Raw genomic sequence first — 19,671 nt, forward strand, 5'->3', positions numbered from 1 at the left:
TAATTTATCGTTTTGGGCAAGCCTTTTTTACTTTTTACGCTTTTTTGATAGAATTACTGCAACCTCAGCAACATTTCCACCAATTGGCGGATTTAATTTTGCCACTGATACTTCTGCTTTTTCTAGCATCGAAATTTCATCAAAAAAACGTGTCATTATGCGTTGAGCTACTTCTTCTAATAATTTAGAACGTATTGCCATTTCTTGTTTTACAATATAGTTTAACAATACATAGTCTACCGTATCAGAAAGTTCATCTGATTTAGAAGATTTTTTTAAATCAGCCTTAACCTCAACATCAACTCTATACCAAGAACCAATTTTCGCTTCTTCATCTAAACATCCATGATAGGCGTACAATTTTATATTGCTCACTTTAATTCTTCCCATAAAACAAAGATACTATCTTATCCTGTAAAGAAATCAAAAATATTACTTAATGCGCCAGTTTCTGCTTTATAAAATTCGGTATAACTACAACGTTCACAAGTTACACTTGAGTATTTCTGATTTTGAATGTCAAAAATTTTAGATAAAGTTCCGCCAGTAGCTCTCAACTGTCCAACTTTATAATGTTTACTTGAACATTTTGGACAGGTATAATTTAATGGTTTGTTATTCATAAAATATAGGGTTTACTTATTAGAAGCTTAATTTGCTATAATGTTACAAAACCAGCTATTTTACAACATAAATTTTATGTAATTTTGCAGCTTCAATCATAGAAAAGAAACATGTCAGAAGAATCAAAATCTTTAAATTTTTTAGAACAAATTATTGAAGAAGATTTGGCAAATGGAATGCCGAAAGAAAATTTACGTTTTCGTTTTCCACCAGAACCTAATGGATATTTACATATTGGTCATACTAAGGCAATCGGAATTAGTTTTGGTTTGGGTGAAAAATATGATGCGCCTGTAAATCTTCGTTTTGATGATACAAACCCTGCCAAAGAAGAGCAAGAATATGTTGATGCAATTAAAGCAGATATTAAATGGTTAGGATATACTTGGGCAAACGAATTGTATTCTTCAGACTATTTTCAACAATTATATGATTGGGCTATTTTATTGATAAAAGACGGAAAAGCATATGTAGATTCTCAATCTTCTGAAGCTATGCGTGAACAAAAAGGAACACCTACACAAGTTGGAACAAACAGCCCTTTTAGAGATAGAACTATTGAAGAAAACTTGGAATTATTCCAAGGAATGAAAGATGATAAGTTTAAAGAAGGTGATCATACATTACGAGCAAAAATTGACATGGCTGATGATAATATGTTAATGAGAGATCCATTAATGTATAGAATTATGTACAAAGATCATCATAGAACTGGTTCAGATTGGTGTATTTATCCAATGTATGATTGGACACATGGTGAAAGCGATTATATTGAACAAATATCTCACTCTTTATGTTCATTAGAATTTAAACCTCACAGAAAACTATACAACTGGTTTCGTGAGCATGTGTATGAATATAGCAAATCAGAATTTCCAAACCCACCGAAACAACGTGAGTTTTCTAGATTAAACTTAAGTTATACCATTATGAGCAAACGTAAGTTGCTAAAATTGGTAGAAGAAAATATTGTATCTGGTTGGGACGATCCTAGAATGCCAACTATTTCTGGTTTAAGAAGACGTGGGTATACACCAGCTTCCATCAGAAATTTTATTGAAACTGTTGGAGTTTCTAAGCGCGAGAATGTAATTGATGTAGCTCTTTTAGAATTCAAAATTCGAGAAGATTTAAACAACACTGCAAAAAGAGTGATGGGCGTTTTAGATCCTGTAAAAGTGATTATCGATAATTATCCTGAAGATAAAGAAGAAATTTTAGATGCTAATTATAATGATTATGAAGAAGGGTTTGGAAGTAGAGAAGTTCCTTTTTCTAGAGAGATTTATATAGAACGAGAAGATTTTAGAGAAGAAGCAAATAAAAAATTCTTCCGATTAAAATTAGGGAAAGAAGTACGTTTAAAAAATGCCTATTTTATTACAGCAACTAGTTGCGAAAAAGATGAAAACGGAAATATTACTGTAATTCATTGTACCTATGATCCGTTAACAAAATCTGGAATGGATACCGAAGAAAGCAAACGAAAAGTAAAAGGTACGTTGCATTGGGTTTCTGTAAAACATGCTATAAAAGCAGAAGTTAGAGCGTATGATAGACTGTTTTTAGATGAAGCGCCAGATAGCCATAAAGACAAAGATTATATGGAGTTTGTAAATCCAAATTCTTTAGAAAAAATTACTGCTTTTTTAGAACCTAGTTTACAAACTGCAAAAATTGGAGAGCGTTTTCAGTTTCAACGTTTAGGGTATTTTAATGTTGATGATGATTCTACTTCAGAAAACTTAGTATTCAATAAAACAGTTGGATTAAGAGATAATTGGTCTAAAAAATAAACGAAATGTCAGTTCGAGACGCACTAAAGAACTCTTAAAATAGTTAACTTATGAAAAAATTACTTTTAGTATTCGTACTGATTTTAACTTCTTGTGCAGAACAGAAAGCAAAAAAACAACTTGCAGAAGTTTCTTGTGGTCAATGTAAGTTTGGATTAGAAAGTCAAAGTGGTTGCGATTTAGCCATAAAAATTGACGACAAAGCTTATTTTGTTGATGGTGTACATATTGATGATTATGGTGATGCACACGATCTTAACACAGGTTTTTGTAATGTTATCAGAAAAGCAGAAGTTGTTGGCGAGATTAAAAATAATCGCTTTTTCGCTTCCTCATTAAAATTAGTTGATAGCGAATAATCTATGGTGCTGGATTAGGAATTTCTTGATGTACTTTTTCAATTTCAGATAAAGTTTCATCAGATAAATTAATATTAATACTTCCAATATTTTCTTTTAATTGACTCATTTTTGTTGCACCAATAATATTAGAAGTTACAAACGGTAATTGATTGATAAAAGCCAAAGACAATTCTGTTAATGAGATATTATTTCTTTTAGCAATCTCTAAATATTTTGACACAGCGGTTGTAGAACTTTCTGATGTATATCTAGCCACAAAACGAGGAAATAAGGTTCCTCTAGCTCCTTCCGGTAAATTTCCGTTTAAATATTTTCCAGTTAGAATACCTTGTGCTAAGGGTGAATACGCCAATAAACCTATATTTTCTCTTAAAGAAACTTCACTCATTCCAACTTCATACCCTCTATGAATTAAAGAATAGGAATTCTGAATAGTAACGGGTCTTGGTAACTTATTAGCTTCTGAAGTTTGCAAATATTTCATGGTTCCCCAAGGAGTTTCATTAGATAAACCAATGTGTTTTATTTTTCCTTGTTTGATAAAATCTTGCAGAGTTTCTAAAATTTCTAAGTGATTTTCAGCTTCTTTGGTTGCTGTCTTAAAAGGGTAATCTCTAACCCCAAAACAATTAACACCTCTTGATGGCCAATGTAATTGATATAAATCTATATAATCGGTTTGTAAACGCTGTAAACTATTTTCTAGAGCTTCAATAATGGCTCTTTTACTAAACCCATCTTTTCTAATATGAGCTGTATAATCTCCACCACCAGCAATTTTAGACGTTAGAACAACCTTTTCTCTATTCCCAGTTTTTTTAAACCAAGATCCAATAATTCTTTCTGTATCACCATAACTTTCTGGAGTTGCAGGAACAGGATATAATTCTGCAGCATCAAAAAAATTGACCCCTTTTTCTAAAGCATAATCCATTTGCTCATGTGCTTCTGCTTCTGTGTTTTGCATTCCCCAAGTCATGGTTCCTAAACAGATTTTAGAAACTTTTACATCGGTATTTGGTAAGGTTGTGTATTTCATTTTTTGATGTGTATGCGTTAATTTGTTTAATGGTGTAATTGTAAAATCTAATGAACTCGAAAAAAAAGTCAATAAACGAAATTAAAGCTTATTCAGCTTAAAAACAATAAGCGTATAATTTTTAAAATTATACGCTTATAAGATTCTATTATAGTTGCTTGAAAACGAATAAACCGTTAAGCAAATAAACTTTTATTTTAAAATAGCTTCAATTCCTGGTAAAGATTTTCCTTCTAACATTTCTAACATAGCACCTCCACCAGTAGAAACATAACTTACTTTATCAGCAAAACCGAATTGTTTAACAGCAGCAACAGAGTCTCCACCACCAACTAAAGAAAACGTTCCGTTTTTAGTAGCTTTATCAATAGAGTGCCCAAGAGCAATTGTTCCGCCAGCAAAAGATTCCATTTCAAAAACACCTAAAGGTCCATTCCATAAAATAGTTTTACATTGATTTACAATTCCATCAAAAATTTCTCTTGATTTTGGACCCGCATCAACACCTTCCCATCCATCAGGAATTTTATCAATATCAAGAATTTGTTGATTGGCATCATTAGAGAAATCATCAGCAGCAACAACATCTACAGGAATATGAACTTGTACGTTTTTAGCTTTTGCTTGTTTTAAAAGATCTAAAGCCAATTCCATTTTATCATCTTCACAAATAGAGTTTCCAATCTTTCCTCCTTGCGCTTTAATAAAGGTAAAACTCATTCCACCACCAATAATTAAGTGGTCTACTTTGTCTAAAATATTTTCGATAACAGTAATTTTCGATGATACTTTTGCACCTCCTAAAATTGCCAAAACAGGTTTTTCCGAATTGTTTAAAACCTTATCTATACTTTCAATCTCTCTTGTTAATAAGTTTCCAAAACATTTATTATCTTCAAAAAATTGAGCAATAATAGTTGTAGAAGCATGCGCTCTATGCGCAGTTCCAAAAGCATCATTTACATAGATATCTCCATGTTTTGCTAACTTCTCAGCAAAATCTTTATCACCTTTTTTCTCTTCATCATAAAAACGAAGGTTCTCTAATAATAAAATTTCTCCAGCTTCTAAATTAGTAACAGCTTCATCAGCTTTTTCACCAACACAATCATCAACAAACTTTACATTTACACCTAAAATTTCTGTTGCTTTTGCTACAATATGACGTAAAGAAAATTGATCTTGAACTCCTTTTGGTCTTCCTAAATGCGACATTAAAACACAGCTTCCTCCTTGTTCTAAAATATCTATAATTGTTGATTTTGCTGCCTGAATTCTAGTGGCATCTGTTACTTTAAACTCGTCGTTTAAAGGCACGTTAAAATCTACACGAATTATCGCTTTTTTGTTTTCGAAATTAAAATCTTTTAATATTTTCATTGATGATGATGTTTTCAACAAAAGTAACTAATTCATTACGTTTATTGAAATTGAAAAGTCAAAAACTAATATAACGTTTGCGTAATTTAATCACTTATATTTTTTCAGTAGAAAACTAAATTTATCGCTAAAAATGCTAAATTTAATTTTCTTCAAGAAACGCTTCGCTAGTTCATGATTTTTATTTCATTTCTTTTATTGGAAATTTTAAATGAAAAAAAATCATGTACTTTTGCACATGCTTTTCAACCAAATTATCGGTCAAGAACATATTAAAAAACATTTGCAGACGTCTGCAGAAAATGGCAGAATTCCGCATGCGCAATTATTTGTAGGAAAAGAAGGAAGTGGTACGTTGCCAATGGCAATTGCCTACGCACAATTTTTATTGTGTAATTTTTCTGATGATTCAGAAACCTGTAATATAAAATGTAACAAATTACAGCATCCAGATTTACACTTTGCTTTTCCGGTAACCACTAACGATTCTATAAAAAAACACCCAGTAAGTAATTTGTTTTTAGAAGATTGGAGGCAGTTTATTAACGAACAGCCGTATGGAAGTTTATTTAACTGGTTACAACATATTGGTGTTGAAAACAAACAGGGTTTAATAGGTGTTGATGAAGCCTTAGAAATTGTAAAAAAGTTACAACTTAAAAGTTATGAAGGTGGTTTTAAAGTGATGATTATTTGGATGGCTGAAAAAATGAATATTGCAGCTGCCAATAAATTATTAAAACTGATTGAAGAGCCGCCAAACAAAACTATTTTCTTGTTAGTTACAGAAAATGAAGAGCAAATTATTAATACAATTAAATCGCGTTGTCAAGCATTACATTTTCCTAGTTTAAGCGAACAAGACATTGCAAATTCTTTGCAGGTAAATTACCAAGTTTCTGAAAACGAATCGGCTAATATTGCCCAACAAGCTGAAGGAAATTATAACAAAGCCCTTCATTTATTAAATAATGATTCTGGAGACGTTATCTTTGAACAATGGTTTGTTACTTGGATTAGAACTGCTTTTAAAGCCAAAGGAAATGCTGCTGTTGTTCAGCAATTAGTAGCTTGGTCGGATACAATTGCAAAGTCTGGACGAGAAACTCAAAAACGATTTTTGAATTACTGTTTACAGTTTTTTAGACAAGCCTTATTGCTTAATTATAAATCGGAAAATTTAGTTTTTATGGAAACAAAAACAGGTTTCGATTTGTCTAAATTTGCTCCTTTTGTACATGCTGGTAATATTCTAGAAATAGAAAAAGAATTGAATGATGCCATATATCATATCGAAAGAAACGGAAATGCAAAAATAATTTTATTAGATTTATCAATGAAATTGACTCGTTTTTTGCATAAAAAAGAGGCTAAGGTCTAATACTGTCATTACGAGGAAGAATGACGAAGTAATCTGTTTAATTTAATTCTTGTTTTTTAAGAGAGATTGCTTCACTTTGTTCGCAATGACAATTAATTAAATCCCCTTTGCAATTCTTTTAGCAACATATAAATCTGCAATAGTAGGGTTTTCTGGACAGGCTTTTATTTGCTCAAAAACATCTCCTGCTTTTACAAAACCTGTCTGTAAAACTTTAAAATAAACGCCACACATTGTTGTATTCCAGAATTGTTTTACAATTTTTATATCGTTAAAACGAATACCTAATTTATAACACGGATTTCTTTGAACTGTTGCTTCTAAAATAGCATCACCAACTTTAAAAGTATCTCCAGAATGAATTTTAGTCTCATCTAAATCATCAATGGTTAAGTTCTCACCAAAAATTCCTAGTTGCCAATCTAAATCTGGATAATATGGCTTGAAAAAATCGTAATGCTTTAAAGAATATCCATAGATTGCTTGTAAAATTCCACCATGGTTTTCTCTATTGCAAATAGCATCACCTCTAACATCTTCTGTATCTAAAAAAATAGGTTCTTCAACAGGAAATTTAAAAATACCAGTAGAAACTGTTTTTCCTTTCCATTCAACGTCTCTTTTTTCTCCGATGTTTGTTGCTATAATTTTCATGATATAAAGATAATTTTATATTTTGCATTGCCCTATTATTCAATCAATTTTTCTTTTTTTATCATTAAGTTATTTGATAAAAAACATTTTTTTATGATTTTACTTTTATCCTCCAAATTAATGAATATCAAATATGCACTCTCTGTAAGCTTAACTTATCAAAGCACAGAACCAGTAAGCAATTTTGAAAGTAGTACACATGTGCCTAGCTTATTTATAGGGATTTTTTTTGGATCTATGTTAGTAATGGCCATTTACAATCTCTTGTTGTACTTTTCACTAAAAGATAAAATGTATCTTTTTTACGTAGGTATAGTACTATTTAATATACTTACAATATTAGCTATACATGGTATTAGTGGTGAATTTTTTTGGTCAAACAACCCTGAATTAGATAGAACTATATACATCACTTTTGCAGGAATAAGCATGTTTTTCTCAAGTAGATTTGCAGCACTTTATCTTGATTTAAAAAACCGTCATAAATCTTTAAATAAGTTTATGTGGGGTTTAGCGATTTTGAGTGTTTTATTATCAATTAGTAGTTTACTTTTAAGTGATAAATTTGTAATTCCTTTTGGTAGATGGTTGGTGTTACTTTCTTTTCCATCATATATAATAGTAGCTGCTTATGCTCATAAAAAAGGGTTTAAAGCCGCAAAGTATTATTTAATTGCATGGATTCCTTATGCAATAGGTTTAATAATTAGAACAATGCATGGTGCAGATTGGTTGCCAACAAATCAATTTGTTTTATCCTCTATAGAAATTGGTGGAGCTCTTGAAATAGTTTTGCTTTCTTTAGCATTAGCCTACAGAATTAAAGAAATACAAGAAGAAAATTCTCAAATGAGAAATCAACTACAAAACTATATTTCTCAAGTTTTAAGTTTAGAAGAAAAAATAGATTCTTCTGCTAAAAGTGATGAAAATTTACCAGAGCAAAAAATAGCAAAAATTGCCCAAAAGCATAGCTTAACTGAAAGAGAAACAGATATTTTACTGCAAATAGTTCTTGGATTAAAAAACCAACAAATTGCAGATAAATTATTTATTTCCATAAACACAGTAAAATATCATACAAGAAATATCTATGAAAAGTTAGATGTACAAAAGCGTACAGAAATTACTTCTAGAATATTATTTGACAATTAGATAATTTTAGATTGAGTTAATAATCTAACAAGACATCTTTACTTTTTCCTTATTAAACTCCACATATAAAGGCTTCTTAATTAAAAAACTATCCAAAAGGGTGGGTTAAACTATCTAAAAAGGTGGGCAAAAAACTTCTTGTTGTTTCTAATATTGTATCAAAATTAATTCAGATATATGGAAACAACTGTTCACAAGAAATCACTCATTTATTCTTTACAAGAGAACAAAGAAAAAGTTAAAAAACAGACAAGATTACTTGTCGTTTTTACAGTGGCAATCACTGCTTTTTTATTGGCATTTGCTTTTACAAATATTACACAATGGTATGCTTTAGCAATTATATTTTTTAGTGGCTATGTACTATATCTATGCTACAAAATAATTAGTCTATGGCAAAGACATAAAAAAATTAAAGAGAAATTAAAAACATTATAGAAATTCAATCTTATATAACATGAAAACAATTACACAAAAATTATTCTATAAACTGCTATTAATAACAATGTTAATTGTGTATACTATAGATACTAATGCACAATGTAGCACAGCACATACTCCAGAAATAACAGGTGGAGGGCATGTTGATGATATATTTACAAGTTACCAAGGTAATGCAGATGCAAGTCCTCAAATTCATTATGCACTTACCATAGCACAAAGCTTTACAGCAAATTGTGATGGGATTTTAAGTAAAATTGGAATTTACAAATTTGTTCTAAAAGGTAGTTTAACTCGGTTTGCAATTTATAATGGAGAAACCGCTTCTGGTACACCTGTACAATTAACAAATGTAAATGTAGAAACCGCTTTTGTTCAAGATGGTGCTTTAACATATATAGATCTATCATCATTAAATAAAGTTCTTGTAAATGGTCAACAATACACATTTCTTATAGAATCTGTTGATACTGGTGGATCTGGAAATGCAAACATTCAGCAAATTGCACCAGGGATTGCTGATTCAAGTTATCCATATGTAGGAGGAAAGATTATTGCACCAAGTGGATGGGATACTAGAGATTTAGCTTTTAAAGTAATTACCAATCCTTTTGTTCTTCCAACCGTAACTACAACAGTTGCAAGTTCAATAACTCAAGTATCTGCAGATTTTGCAGGTAATATAACTTCTAACGGAGGATCAGCAGTTACAGAAAGGGGTGTAGTCTATTCAATAACAGATACAACTCCAGAAATTGGAGAAACAGGAGTAACTAAAGATAATAATGGCACAGGTACTGGTGTTTTTACAGAAAATATTACAGGTTTAACTAAAGGGAATACATATTACCATCGAGCTTACGCAATAAATTCAGTAGGTACATCATATGGAGAAATTAAAAATTTTAGAACATTTAATAATACTCCCACAGTAGCTACAATTTCTGCTACTAGTGTAACTACAACTTCTGCTTCTTTAGGTGGTAATGTTGAGAATGAAGGAGACAGCTCAGTTACAGAACGCGGTATTGTCTATTCTAGTACAGATACCAACCCAAAAATTGGAGATAATAATGTTACCAAAGACGATAATGGAACAAGTATAGGAACATTTTCTGAAAGTATTACAGGGTTAACCGCAAATACTACGTATTTCTATAGAGCCTATGCAATTAATACGCAAGGTACTTCTTATGGAGAAGTAAAAAATTTTAAACTAAACAATGCTTTAAATTTTGATGGAACTAATGATAGAATTACCATTGCAGACAATGCAGCTTTTGATTTTTCTTCTGGTTTTACAGCAGAAGCATGGATAAATCCAGATGTATTAGGTACACAAACTTATCTAAGTCAATATGATAGCGGTCAAGAAGCATTTGCCTTTATACTTTTATCATCAGGTAAAATAGAATTTACAGTGACTACTGATGGTAATTCAGATCAATTTTTTGAATCTTCAACAGCCATCGTAGCTGGAATTTGGTCGCATGTAGCACTTACTTTTGATGGAACTACAGTAAAAGCATATATAAACGGAGTTGCATCTGGAACTAATTCTGTATCAGGAACTATGTTTGCTAGCACTGCGCCAATAGAAATTGGAGCAAGGAATAATGCACATTTTTTTAATGGTACTATAGATGAGGTTAGAATTTGGACACGCACATTAACCATTACAGAAATTTTAGCACAAAAAGATGGTGTTTTACCTTCAACAGTTAATGGTTTAGCTGCTTATTATAAAATGAATCAAGGTATTGCAGAAGGAGATAATACTGGAATTACCACTATATCAGATAGTGGTCCAAATAATTTAGATGGTACTTTAACTGGTTTCACAAAAACTGGTGCAACATCTAATTTTGTTTCTGGTGTTTCTAGTACTTTTGAAAACGGGGTAATGGCGCCAAACACTTTTAAGACCACAGGAAATTGGTCAATTGCAAGTAATTGGAATTTAGGAGTTGTACCAACACAAATAGATAAAGTTACTATTGGTTCTGGAAAAACGGTAACTATAGATGTAGATAATTTAAAAATTAATGATTTTACGTTAGAAAATACAGCAGTATTAAACATTCCTAAAGACAAAGAAATTACCATTCAAAATTCTTTTGTAAGTAACGGAACTTTAGAATTAAGCTCAGATAGAAACGATAGTGGTGTTTTATTATTAGAAGGCACAGCCACGGGCAACGTCACTTATAAACGTGGTGGTTTATTAGCAAATAAATGGAGTATTGTTACACCTCCTGTTAGTGGCCAAACAGTAAAAACCTTTGCAGAAAATGCGGCCAATAATATTAGGGTAAATACAATACCAGATCCAGATAGATATGCTATTGGTTTTTATGATGATTCTCAAGCAATAGGGAACAAATGGCAATATTATGATGCCAATGTTTCTGCAAGTACAGAATTTATAGCTGGTAATAGTTATTCAATATCTAGAGCAACAGATGGAGAAGTTTCTTTTACAGGAACTCTCACTGCAAGTAATGTATTTAAAACTTTAATTGCTGATCAATGGAATGCTATTGGTAATCCTTTTACTACTTATTATCCTGCCAATAAGAATTCAAGTAGTAGTTTTTTAAATGATAATATAAATGCTTTAGATGATAATTTTAAAAGTTTATATCTATGGGATAATGATCAAAATAAATATGTAGCTGTTTCTGAAGTTGATGCTGCAAATAGATCATTACCACCAGGACAAGGTTTCTTTATAAGAATGAAAGCGGGTCAAACAGAAATAAATTTTAAAGAAGCAAAAAGAAGTGCAAAACCAGCAAGTGGAACTACAGATTTTGCAAGAGTTTCTAACAATACGCCAAGTATAGAATTAAAAATTTCTGATGATACAAATACAGTTAAAACAGCTATTAAATATTTTGATGTCGCAACAGTAGGTTTAGATCCAGGCTATGATATTGGAAACTTTAACGGAGCAAGTTTAGATATATTTACTCATTTACTAGTAAAAAGTACGGGTACAGATTTTACAATTCAATCTTTACCAACCAAGAATTACGAAAACATGATTATTCCCGTAGGTGTTATTGCTAAAAAAGGAAAAGAGGTTACAATTACAGCAGAAATATTAAATCTTCCTAATAATATAGAATTGTACTTAGAAGATAGAGAGCAAAAAATATTCACCAAATTAAGTAAAGAAAATTCTAATTATAAAATTGTTTTAGAAAACAATATAAACAGTATTGGTCGATTTTATTTACATACAACAAGTGAAGTTTTAGGAACTGATAAAACTACAACGTTAGTGGGTGTTAAACTATATCAAACCAATAATATACTTACTATTAAAGGTCTCTTAGATGAAATCATAGGTTTAAAAATATATTCTGTTTTAGGAAAAGAGGTTTTACAAACATCCTTTAGAGGAAACAATAATAATAAAGTTTCATTACCAAAGTTAACAAGCGGTGTTTACATAATTAAGTTAGAAACAGCACAAGGAAAGTTGGATGCAAAAATCATTATAGAATAACCTCTAATTTTAAAAAAAGTAAATCATCATGAAAAAACAAGATATACAACTACAAGAAGAAATTACTAGAAAAGAGGCTTTAAAAAAATTAGGGAATTACGGTAAATATGCTGCCTTAACTGCCTTAGGAACTTATCTAATTCTTAATCCACAAAAAGCACAGGCAGCTTCACCTGAAGCTCCTGGGAGTGGGTTTTAACAAGGGAGAGAGAAAAACCGAAGTAATTATTTACTTCGGTTTTTTATGCTTTTAAAAAGTTTTGTAAAACATCTGCAATTTTTCTGTTATCAGATAATTGCGGTATTTTATTTTGACCTCCAAACTTACCAATTGATTTCATGTATTCATGAAATCCACCTTTTTTAACTTTCCTGATAATTAAAGGTTGTAATATTTTTCCGGTAATCAAGTCGAAATAATAAACATTCTGCGCTTGCATCGATGCATCAATCTTAGATGCTAAATCTTCTAAATTATCAGGTTCATTTTCAAATTCTATAAACCATTCGTGATATGGTAAACCATCTTTCGGATTTACTTGAGGCGCTACTGTAAACTCACTAATATTTATTGATGTTCCTTTTATAGCGTCGTTCAATGCCTTTTCTACTTCTTTTCCAATAACATGCTCGCCAAAGGCAGAAATAAAATGTTTAATTCGCCCTGTAACTTTTATTCGATACGGTTTTGTTGAGGTAAATTCTACAGTATCACCAATATTATATCCCCACAAACCTGCGGAAGTATTTAAAATGATAACATAATTTACACCTAATTGAACGTCTTTTAAAGAAATCCTCGTTGGGTTTTCATCAAAGAATTCTGATGCCGGAATAAACTCATAAAATATACCTGAGTTTAGTTGTAACAACATTCCTTTTTCTTTCTGAGAATCTTGATAAGCAATAAACCCTTCTGATGCTGGATACAATTCTACGTAATCTATTTTCTTACCAATTAAGGTTTCAAACTTATTTTTATAGGGTTCAAAATTAACACCTCCATAAACGAAAAAGTTAAAGTTTGGGAAAATTTCAGAAATTGATTTTCCTGTTTTATCAATTAACTTTTCAAAATACATTTGTACCCAAGACGGAATTCCGCTTATTACCGTCATATCTTCATTAATGGTTTCTTCAACCACTTTATCAACTTTGGTGTCCCAATCTTCAATGCAGTTTGTTTCCCAACTTGGTAATCTATTTTTTAATAAATAATTAGGAACATAATGTGCTGCAATTCCACTTAAACGACCTAGTTTTACTCCATTTTTATCTTCTAAAACGGGACTTCCTTGTAAAAAAATCATTTTTCCGTTTACAAAACTAGCATCATTTTTTTCAGCCGTATAAAATAACAAAGCATTTCTTGCTGCTTTAATATGCGTTGGCATCGATTCTTTGGTAATCGGAATGTATTTTGCTCCTGAAGTAGTCCCTGAAGTTTTGGCAAAATATAACGGTTTTCCTTTCCAAAGGACATCTTTTTCGCCAGCTACAATTCTATCAACATACGATTTTAACCCTTCGTAATCATTAACTTTTACGTGGTTTTTAAAATCGTTATAGGTTTTAATATTCTTAAAATCATGATCAATTCCAAAAGCGGTATTTTTTGCTTTTTTAAGCAAATATTTAAAAACCTTTTCTTGTGTTTTATGTGGGTTATTTGCCCATTTATACACCTGTTTTCTAACTTGTTTAGCAAATGGAATGGCCAATTTAGATTTAACACTCATTTACTGAAAATCTATATAATTAGTTGGATTAACTGCATAACCGTTATTCCATAATTCGAAATGAAGATGCGGACCAGTAGTTAATTCTCCTGTTGAACCTACACTAGATATTACTTCCCCTGATTTCACAAAATCTCCTTGTTGTTTTAACAAATTACCATTGTGTTTATAAACAGAAATAAAGTTGTTAGCGTGTTGTAGAGAAATTACATATCCTGTTTCTGCTGTCCATTCTGAGATAATTACCGTACCATCTGCAATAGCTTTAACAGCTGTACCCGTTTTGGCAACAATATCGATGGCAAAGTGTTTATTTTGTGCATCAAACTTCTGTGTAAAACTTCCATTTACTGGTGCAAAAAACACAATATTAGCTTTTTGATTTGTTTCTTTAGCTAAAGGAAATCTATCTTTACTATCAATCTTTTCTCTGAATAAAGAATCCGTTTTTGAAGCATTTAATTTGCTTTCGTCAAGTAAAAATGATGATGTTACTTTTTTAATAGAATCAACTGCTGCTGGTTTTAAATCTCCTTTTAAAACTGGTTTTAAAGCATTTATATAATTATCTAAAATAGCAACTCTTAGTTTTAAAGAATCTGCCTCAAAAGTTAATTTAGCCGCTTTTCTTTTTAATGAAGAAGATGAATAACCAGGTATATATTCTCTTAATGGTGTGAATGCAATTAATAATGTAGTAAAAACAATGACTAAAATTGAAAATACACCACTTAAAACAAATAGGTTTAATACTGATAATTTTAAAGAAAATCGCTCTTCAAAAGATTCTTCATTTAGTACTACAAGCCTAAATTTATTAGTTAATTTTTGTTTTAATTTACTTTTTTTACTTGCCACTTTTATCTGGTTAATTTAACAAATATACAACGAAAAAAAAACGTGAACTATTTCTTTAACTAGGTTTATAATTCTAATAAATATCCAATAGAAAAATTAAAGTTGGTGGTAATTCCAAGATTAGATTCTCCTTCTAACGGAGAAGGAACATTTACTGTAAAACCGAATTCAAAGTCAAAATCGGATACATTTAATTGTAGCGGAACTTGTAGTTGTGTATTTAACAACCCAAAATCATTATTAGTTATATAAGAAATAGAGCCATTATTTATTTGTGCTAATTGAATGGTTTGGTCTGCGACGATAATATTTAATTGTGGTCGAAATTTTAAATGATAGTTTTTAGATTTATGCAAATCTATTTGCGCATAACTAGATGATACTATTTGAAAAGATTCATCATCACCAAATAAGTAGGTTGTTGTTAATTCTGTACCTAATGTTTTACTTTTATTATCTACTTCTAAACCTAAAGAAAATGCATTTTTAAATGGATTATCATCTGTGTTATCAGTAAAAAAATATTTTGCATATGAACTTGTCCATCGATATTTTTTATCTTTTCCAAAATTTTTCCCATAACCAACAGTGGCTGCTACATAATCCCACTTTGGTGAAAACTGACTAAAATAAATGCTGGATAACCCTGCAAAAAAACCGTTAGAGTTTATATATGAAATTTGTGGATTGGTATTAAATTGGTCAGTGCCAATATCTCTACCAGAAAAATAAGTATTGTTATTATAATCTACTGTAAAATATAAGAATTGAATATTGGTTGCAGATTTTATAAAGTCTTCAATACTTTCTTCACCTAAAAGAAGATCTATAATCTCATCTTCTTCATTTGTAAGTTCTTCTTTTATTTCTAGTTCTTGTCCGTAAAGATTTGTAAATCCGACTAATAAAAAGAAAAAGATGTATATTTTTTTCATGTAGAACGTAAAAATACAAAAAGTGGTTGAGAAATCTCAACCACTTTTTGTATCAATCTAAAAAAGAAGGAATCATCATCCTCCGTTTCTTTTTCCTTTTTTTCCTGCTTTTCTTAATTTTCCTCTAACGTTTTTTTTATTTCGTCCTTTCTTGCCTTTAAAACGTTTTTTTAATTTTTGCTTTTGATTTTTTGTTAGCGTTCCCCGAAACTTAGATTTTGCTTGTTTAACACTAGCATCATTTAATGCAATTAATTTTCTTTGTGATGAATTAAGAGATTGTTTTAACGCATGTTGCCTTTGAACTTTTGTTAAGGCTTTATTTTTTAAAATAGTTAATTGCTCTGATGTTAATGTAGCTTTAAATGCTGCTCTATTCTTTTTTAATAATTGCTTTTGTGCTTTTAACAATTGCTTTTGCTGTTTAGAAAGCTGTAAGTTTTCTATAGCATCTTGAGCGATTATAGTTGTAGTCCCTAGAAAAAAAGAGAAAAATACACACACTAAAATTTTAAAAAGTTTCATTTTATTATATTAAATACTATTCTTTAGACCCAAAGTTTCTAATAAAGTTTAGATTACTCAGAAAAAATTTCGTCTGTTAATAATTCATCATTTACAAACTCTTCTAAAAGCTGATCTACATTTGCATCTTCTGTAACTAAAGAAGCTATTAAAATATCATTTTCAAACTCGTTTTGAGACTCAAAAGGATTAAATACAAATACAGTAAACAATAAGGCGATTACTGCAGCAGCAGACCAAACATATAAATTTCTATACAAAGGCACTACTTTTCCTTTCTCTTCATCTGCTATTTTATTTAAAATAGACTGTTTCGATTTTGAAAAATAATCTTCAGGAATTTTAAGTCCTAAATCTGTATTATGTCTTTTTTCTGTGTTCACATCCAATGTATTTCTGGTGTTAAAGTTATCATTTTGTAAGTTCATAACAAACTATGCTTTAATTTTTTCTACATACGCTACTGCTGATATGTTGTTTTCTATATGCTTTACGGCACTATAATAATGTGTTTTTATAGTACCTTCTTTTATCTTTAAAATATCTGAAATCTCTCTAAACTTAAGATTGTCATAATATTTCATATCAAATACTTTCTTTTGATTTTCTGGTAATTGACTCAAAACTTCTTGGAGTTTTAACTGCGCTTGGTTACCATCAAAAAAAACATCATCTTTTATACTTTCTAAATAATTATCGCCAACCTCATCTAAAGAATACGCGTATTTTTTCTTTTCTTTTTCTAAGAATCTAATAGACTCGTTATACGCTATTCTGTACATCCAAGTATGCAAAGAGCTTTGTTGTTTAAAATTCGCTAAACTTTTATACACTCTTAAAAATGTATTTTGCAATACATCATCTGCATTTTCATGCGTACCAACTATTTTCCTAATGTGCCAATACAAACGTTCTTGATATAAATCTAACAATTTTGAAAAAGCACGCTCTTTATGCTTTTTACTAGTTAATTGATTTATAAAATCAGTTTCGTTCATCGAATTGGTTAGTTCCTTTTTGTTAGACCCAAAAAAGTAAAAAAAGTTTAGAAAAATTTTAAAATGTTAATTTACGACATTTCAATTAGACAAAAAAGCCAGCAAACTGCTGGCTTTTTTTAACTAAATCTAAATTACGATTTTTTGCGTTTCTTTCTCTTACGCTCTTTTAAAGTAATTTCTTCCACATTTCCATCAGCATCTGTTAATGTTGCAATATTGTCACATGTTCCGTCTCCAAAATCTAGGGTAAATGAAGCGCCATCTTTTGTTATTGCAATAACCCCACTTACAATATGTTTACAAGTACCTTCTCTTCTTAAATTTGTAGTAATTGTTGCAGTTTTAGCAACACCTTCTTTATTTACAGACTCCCAACTACCAGAAATAGAATACACATCATCTTCTATATCTTTTGTATCTGCTCCAGCTGTTTTCTCTTTTACTTTAGTTCCTTTTTTTACAATGTTAACACCATCTTCTACAGTAACCGTAATATCTGTTGTATGTGTTTTTTCTGGGTTACCATTTGCATTTTCTTTAACTTTGGTAATAGATTTAGATCCAGTTACAGGATTTCCATCTACAGCAAAGTTTTCAAAAGTTACTGTTTTAGAAAAACTATCATCAGCTTTTACGTAGGTAATAATTATTTTTCCAGAAAATTCTTTTCCGTTTTTTCTTTCACAGCCGTCACCAAAATCAATAGTAACAATTTTTCCGTTTGCTGTATCTTCTTTTGTACGTGTTCCACATTTTGTTTCACTACTTGCTGCGACTCTTCCGTTTGCAAAAGTTCCTGTTTCATCAGATTCTACTAAATCATCTACATCTTCAGATATGTCATCTGCAAGAATAAGATTTGTTGCTTCATCTTCTGAAATTGATGTTGGAGTGTCTAATGCTAAGTCGTCATTGTTTTGACAAGAAGTAAATACAAGTAAAGTAAATAATGATAAAAAGCCAATGCTTTTTTGTAGGTTTCTGTAATTCATAATTTCTATTTTTAAAAGTTATCGATTCTAAGACCTAGACACTTTTAAAAAGTTTGAAAAAAAATTGAATTATTTTTTATTTATCTGATTATCAGTAAAATAATTTTATTTTTTGTAGAAATTCATTTCATCTACATAGTTCCAAACTTCTGAAGAAAGTAAAGGTTGAATATTTTTTTTGGCTTTTATTCCGTTTCTAATCATGGTAGAAGAAATTTCAACAATTGGCGCTTTTACTTTATGGATCTTTGGATGATTATCAAACTGAGTTTCAATTGTTCCATCAGAAATTCTTGGATACACATAAATGTGATGATGTTCTAAGATAACATCGTAATTTTTCCACTTATGAAGACTTTTTAGATTGTCTTCACCCATAATTAAGCTGAAAGTATTATTTGGATATTTATCTGAAATATGTGCTAAAGTATGTACTGTATAATTTGGTTGTGGTAATTTAAATTCGATGTCAGATGCTTTAATTTTAGGATAATTCTCAGTGGCAATATCAACCATTTGCAATCGGTGATTGTTGTCTAAAAGTGAGCTCTTTTTCTTAAATGGATTATGTGGAGTAACTACCATCCAAATTTCATCTAAATCTGAATTTTCCACCATATGATTGGCGATAATTAAATGCCCAATATGAATTGGATTAAAGGTTCCAAAATATAATCCGATGTTTTTCATTGTTTACTTTCCTAAAAAATCACTGACTAATTCTTCTGCTTCTTTAAGCGCAACATCTAACTCGTAATTTTTTATAATTTTATCAAATTGTGGTGCTGTTGCTAATTCTACAGAAGCTTTTGCAATACGCATATTAATCTTGTCTTCGCTTTCTGTTTTACGCTTTTTTAATCGAATTTTTAATTCGTCTACACTTGGTGGCTTCACAAAAACCGATAATGTTTCTTCTGGAAACTTCTTTTTTATTCGTAATCCTCCAGCTACATCAATATCAAAAATCACATGTTTTTCTTGTGCCCAGATTCTCTCTACTTCAGTTTTTAAAGTTCCGTAAAAATTATCTCTATACACTTCTTCCCATTCCAAAAAAGCATCCTCTTTTATGTGTTGTTTAAATTCTTTGGTAGAAATAAAATAGTAGTCTTCACCATTTTTTTCTGTTCCTCGAGCTTCTCTAGAGGTTGCTGAAATAGAAAAAGCTAAATCTAATTTTTCTTGTTTTAATAAATGACGAACAATGGTAGTTTTGCCAGAACCAGAAGGTGCAGAAAATACAAATAACTTTCCTTTAAACTTTTTTGCCAT

21 protein-coding genes are annotated in these 19,671 nt (G+C 30.4%); 7 read left to right on the forward strand and 14 right to left on the reverse strand.

The window, feature by feature from the left end; translation table 11 throughout:
* Window positions 1-27 precede the first annotated feature (27 nt).
* Together folB and OD91_RS07495 are read right to left on the reverse strand one after the other, a co-directional pair.
* On the reverse strand, window positions 28-390 hold the full coding sequence (gene folB / locus OD91_RS07490; RefSeq protein WP_144895767.1) for a dihydroneopterin aldolase: 363 nt from the start codon (window positions 388-390) through the stop codon (window positions 28-30).
* A gap of 17 nt (window positions 391-407) precedes the next feature.
* Window positions 408-623 (reverse strand): zinc ribbon domain-containing protein, encoded by a 216-nt coding sequence (locus OD91_RS07495; protein ID WP_144895768.1) that lies wholly within the window; start codon window positions 621-623, stop codon window positions 408-410.
* Between the two features lie 111 nt (window positions 624-734).
* Between OD91_RS07495 and OD91_RS07500 the strand changes: the two genes are divergently transcribed.
* Both OD91_RS07500 and OD91_RS07505 read left to right on the forward strand, forming a co-directional pair.
* Window positions 735-2,420 carry a glutamine--tRNA ligase/YqeY domain fusion protein gene (locus tag OD91_RS07500; protein ID WP_144895769.1) on the forward strand — a complete coding sequence of 562 codons (1,686 nt, stop codon included), beginning with the start codon at window positions 735-737 and terminating at the stop codon, window positions 2,418-2,420.
* A 50-nt stretch (window positions 2,421-2,470) separates the two neighbouring features.
* Window positions 2,471-2,779: a DUF6370 family protein gene (locus OD91_RS07505; protein WP_144895770.1), complete on the forward strand. Its 309-nt coding sequence runs from the start codon at window positions 2,471-2,473 to the stop codon at window positions 2,777-2,779.
* A gap of 1 nt (window position 2,780) precedes the next feature.
* Here the strand turns inward: OD91_RS07505 and OD91_RS07510 are convergent, their stop codons facing one another.
* A complete protein-coding gene (locus tag OD91_RS07510) occupies window positions 2,781-3,821 on the reverse strand; it encodes an aldo/keto reductase (RefSeq protein WP_144896940.1) in 1,041 nt (346 codons plus the stop codon).
* 192 nt (window positions 3,822-4,013) lie between these two features.
* Window positions 4,014-5,201 (reverse strand): phosphoglycerate kinase, encoded by a 1,188-nt coding sequence (pgk, locus tag OD91_RS07515; RefSeq protein WP_144895771.1) that lies wholly within the window; start codon window positions 5,199-5,201, stop codon window positions 4,014-4,016.
* Between the two features lie 238 nt (window positions 5,202-5,439).
* Between pgk and OD91_RS07520 the strand changes: the two genes are divergently transcribed.
* Complete coding sequence (locus OD91_RS07520; protein ID WP_144896941.1) at window positions 5,440-6,582, forward strand: DNA polymerase III subunit delta'; 1,143 nt, start codon at window positions 5,440-5,442, stop codon at window positions 6,580-6,582.
* Window positions 6,583-6,678: 96 nt separating this feature from the next.
* On the opposite strand, the gene OD91_RS07525 is transcribed toward OD91_RS07520, so the two are convergent.
* A complete protein-coding gene (locus OD91_RS07525; protein ID WP_144895772.1) occupies window positions 6,679-7,236 on the reverse strand; it encodes an MOSC domain-containing protein in 558 nt (185 codons plus the stop codon).
* Window positions 7,237-7,329: 93 nt separating this feature from the next.
* Between OD91_RS07525 and OD91_RS13665 the strand changes: the two genes are divergently transcribed.
* From OD91_RS13665 to OD91_RS13495, 4 genes are all read left to right on the forward strand, one after another.
* The gene (locus OD91_RS13665; RefSeq protein ID WP_144895773.1) at window positions 7,330-8,391 is read left to right on the forward strand and encodes a 7TM diverse intracellular signaling domain-containing protein; all 1,062 of its coding nucleotides are present in this window, start codon (window positions 7,330-7,332) and stop codon (window positions 8,389-8,391) included.
* A gap of 177 nt (window positions 8,392-8,568) precedes the next feature.
* Window positions 8,569-8,829: a hypothetical protein gene (locus tag OD91_RS07535; RefSeq protein WP_144895774.1), complete on the forward strand. Its 261-nt coding sequence runs from the start codon at window positions 8,569-8,571 to the stop codon at window positions 8,827-8,829.
* Between the two features lie 19 nt (window positions 8,830-8,848).
* Complete coding sequence (locus OD91_RS07540; RefSeq protein ID WP_144895775.1) at window positions 8,849-12,346, forward strand: LamG-like jellyroll fold domain-containing protein; 3,498 nt, start codon at window positions 8,849-8,851, stop codon at window positions 12,344-12,346.
* A gap of 28 nt (window positions 12,347-12,374) precedes the next feature.
* A complete protein-coding gene (locus OD91_RS13495; RefSeq protein WP_186434420.1) occupies window positions 12,375-12,545 on the forward strand; it encodes a hypothetical protein in 171 nt (56 codons plus the stop codon).
* Window positions 12,546-12,588: 43 nt separating this feature from the next.
* Here the strand turns inward: OD91_RS13495 and OD91_RS07545 are convergent, their stop codons facing one another.
* The 9 genes from OD91_RS07545 to gmk form a co-directional block, all read right to left on the reverse strand.
* Complete coding sequence (locus OD91_RS07545) at window positions 12,589-14,085, reverse strand: GH3 auxin-responsive promoter family protein (protein WP_144895776.1); 1,497 nt, start codon at window positions 14,083-14,085, stop codon at window positions 12,589-12,591.
* Window positions 14,086-14,943 carry a M23 family metallopeptidase gene (locus OD91_RS07550; RefSeq protein ID WP_144895777.1) on the reverse strand — a complete coding sequence of 286 codons (858 nt, stop codon included), beginning with the start codon at window positions 14,941-14,943 and terminating at the stop codon, window positions 14,086-14,088.
* Between the two features lie 65 nt (window positions 14,944-15,008).
* On the reverse strand, window positions 15,009-15,878 hold the full coding sequence (locus OD91_RS07555) for a hypothetical protein (protein WP_144895778.1): 870 nt from the start codon (window positions 15,876-15,878) through the stop codon (window positions 15,009-15,011).
* 75 nt (window positions 15,879-15,953) lie between these two features.
* A complete protein-coding gene (locus tag OD91_RS07560; RefSeq protein ID WP_144895779.1) occupies window positions 15,954-16,403 on the reverse strand; it encodes a hypothetical protein in 450 nt (149 codons plus the stop codon).
* Between the two features lie 53 nt (window positions 16,404-16,456).
* On the reverse strand, window positions 16,457-16,831 hold the full coding sequence (locus OD91_RS07565) for a hypothetical protein (RefSeq protein WP_144895780.1): 375 nt from the start codon (window positions 16,829-16,831) through the stop codon (window positions 16,457-16,459).
* A 6-nt stretch (window positions 16,832-16,837) separates the two neighbouring features.
* Complete coding sequence (locus OD91_RS07570) at window positions 16,838-17,401, reverse strand: RNA polymerase sigma factor (protein WP_144895781.1); 564 nt, start codon at window positions 17,399-17,401, stop codon at window positions 16,838-16,840.
* A 134-nt stretch (window positions 17,402-17,535) separates the two neighbouring features.
* Complete coding sequence (locus OD91_RS07575) at window positions 17,536-18,396, reverse strand: hypothetical protein (RefSeq protein ID WP_144895782.1); 861 nt, start codon at window positions 18,394-18,396, stop codon at window positions 17,536-17,538.
* Between the two features lie 105 nt (window positions 18,397-18,501).
* On the reverse strand, window positions 18,502-19,086 hold the full coding sequence (gene nadD / locus OD91_RS07580; protein WP_144895783.1) for a nicotinate (nicotinamide) nucleotide adenylyltransferase: 585 nt from the start codon (window positions 19,084-19,086) through the stop codon (window positions 18,502-18,504).
* Between the two features lie 3 nt (window positions 19,087-19,089).
* Complete coding sequence (gene gmk / locus OD91_RS07585) at window positions 19,090-19,671, reverse strand: guanylate kinase (RefSeq protein ID WP_144895784.1); 582 nt, start codon at window positions 19,669-19,671, stop codon at window positions 19,090-19,092.

The sequence above is a fragment of the Lutibacter sp. Hel_I_33_5 genome (assembly GCF_007827455.1).
Lineage (GTDB): Bacteria > Bacteroidota > Bacteroidia > Flavobacteriales > Flavobacteriaceae > Polaribacter.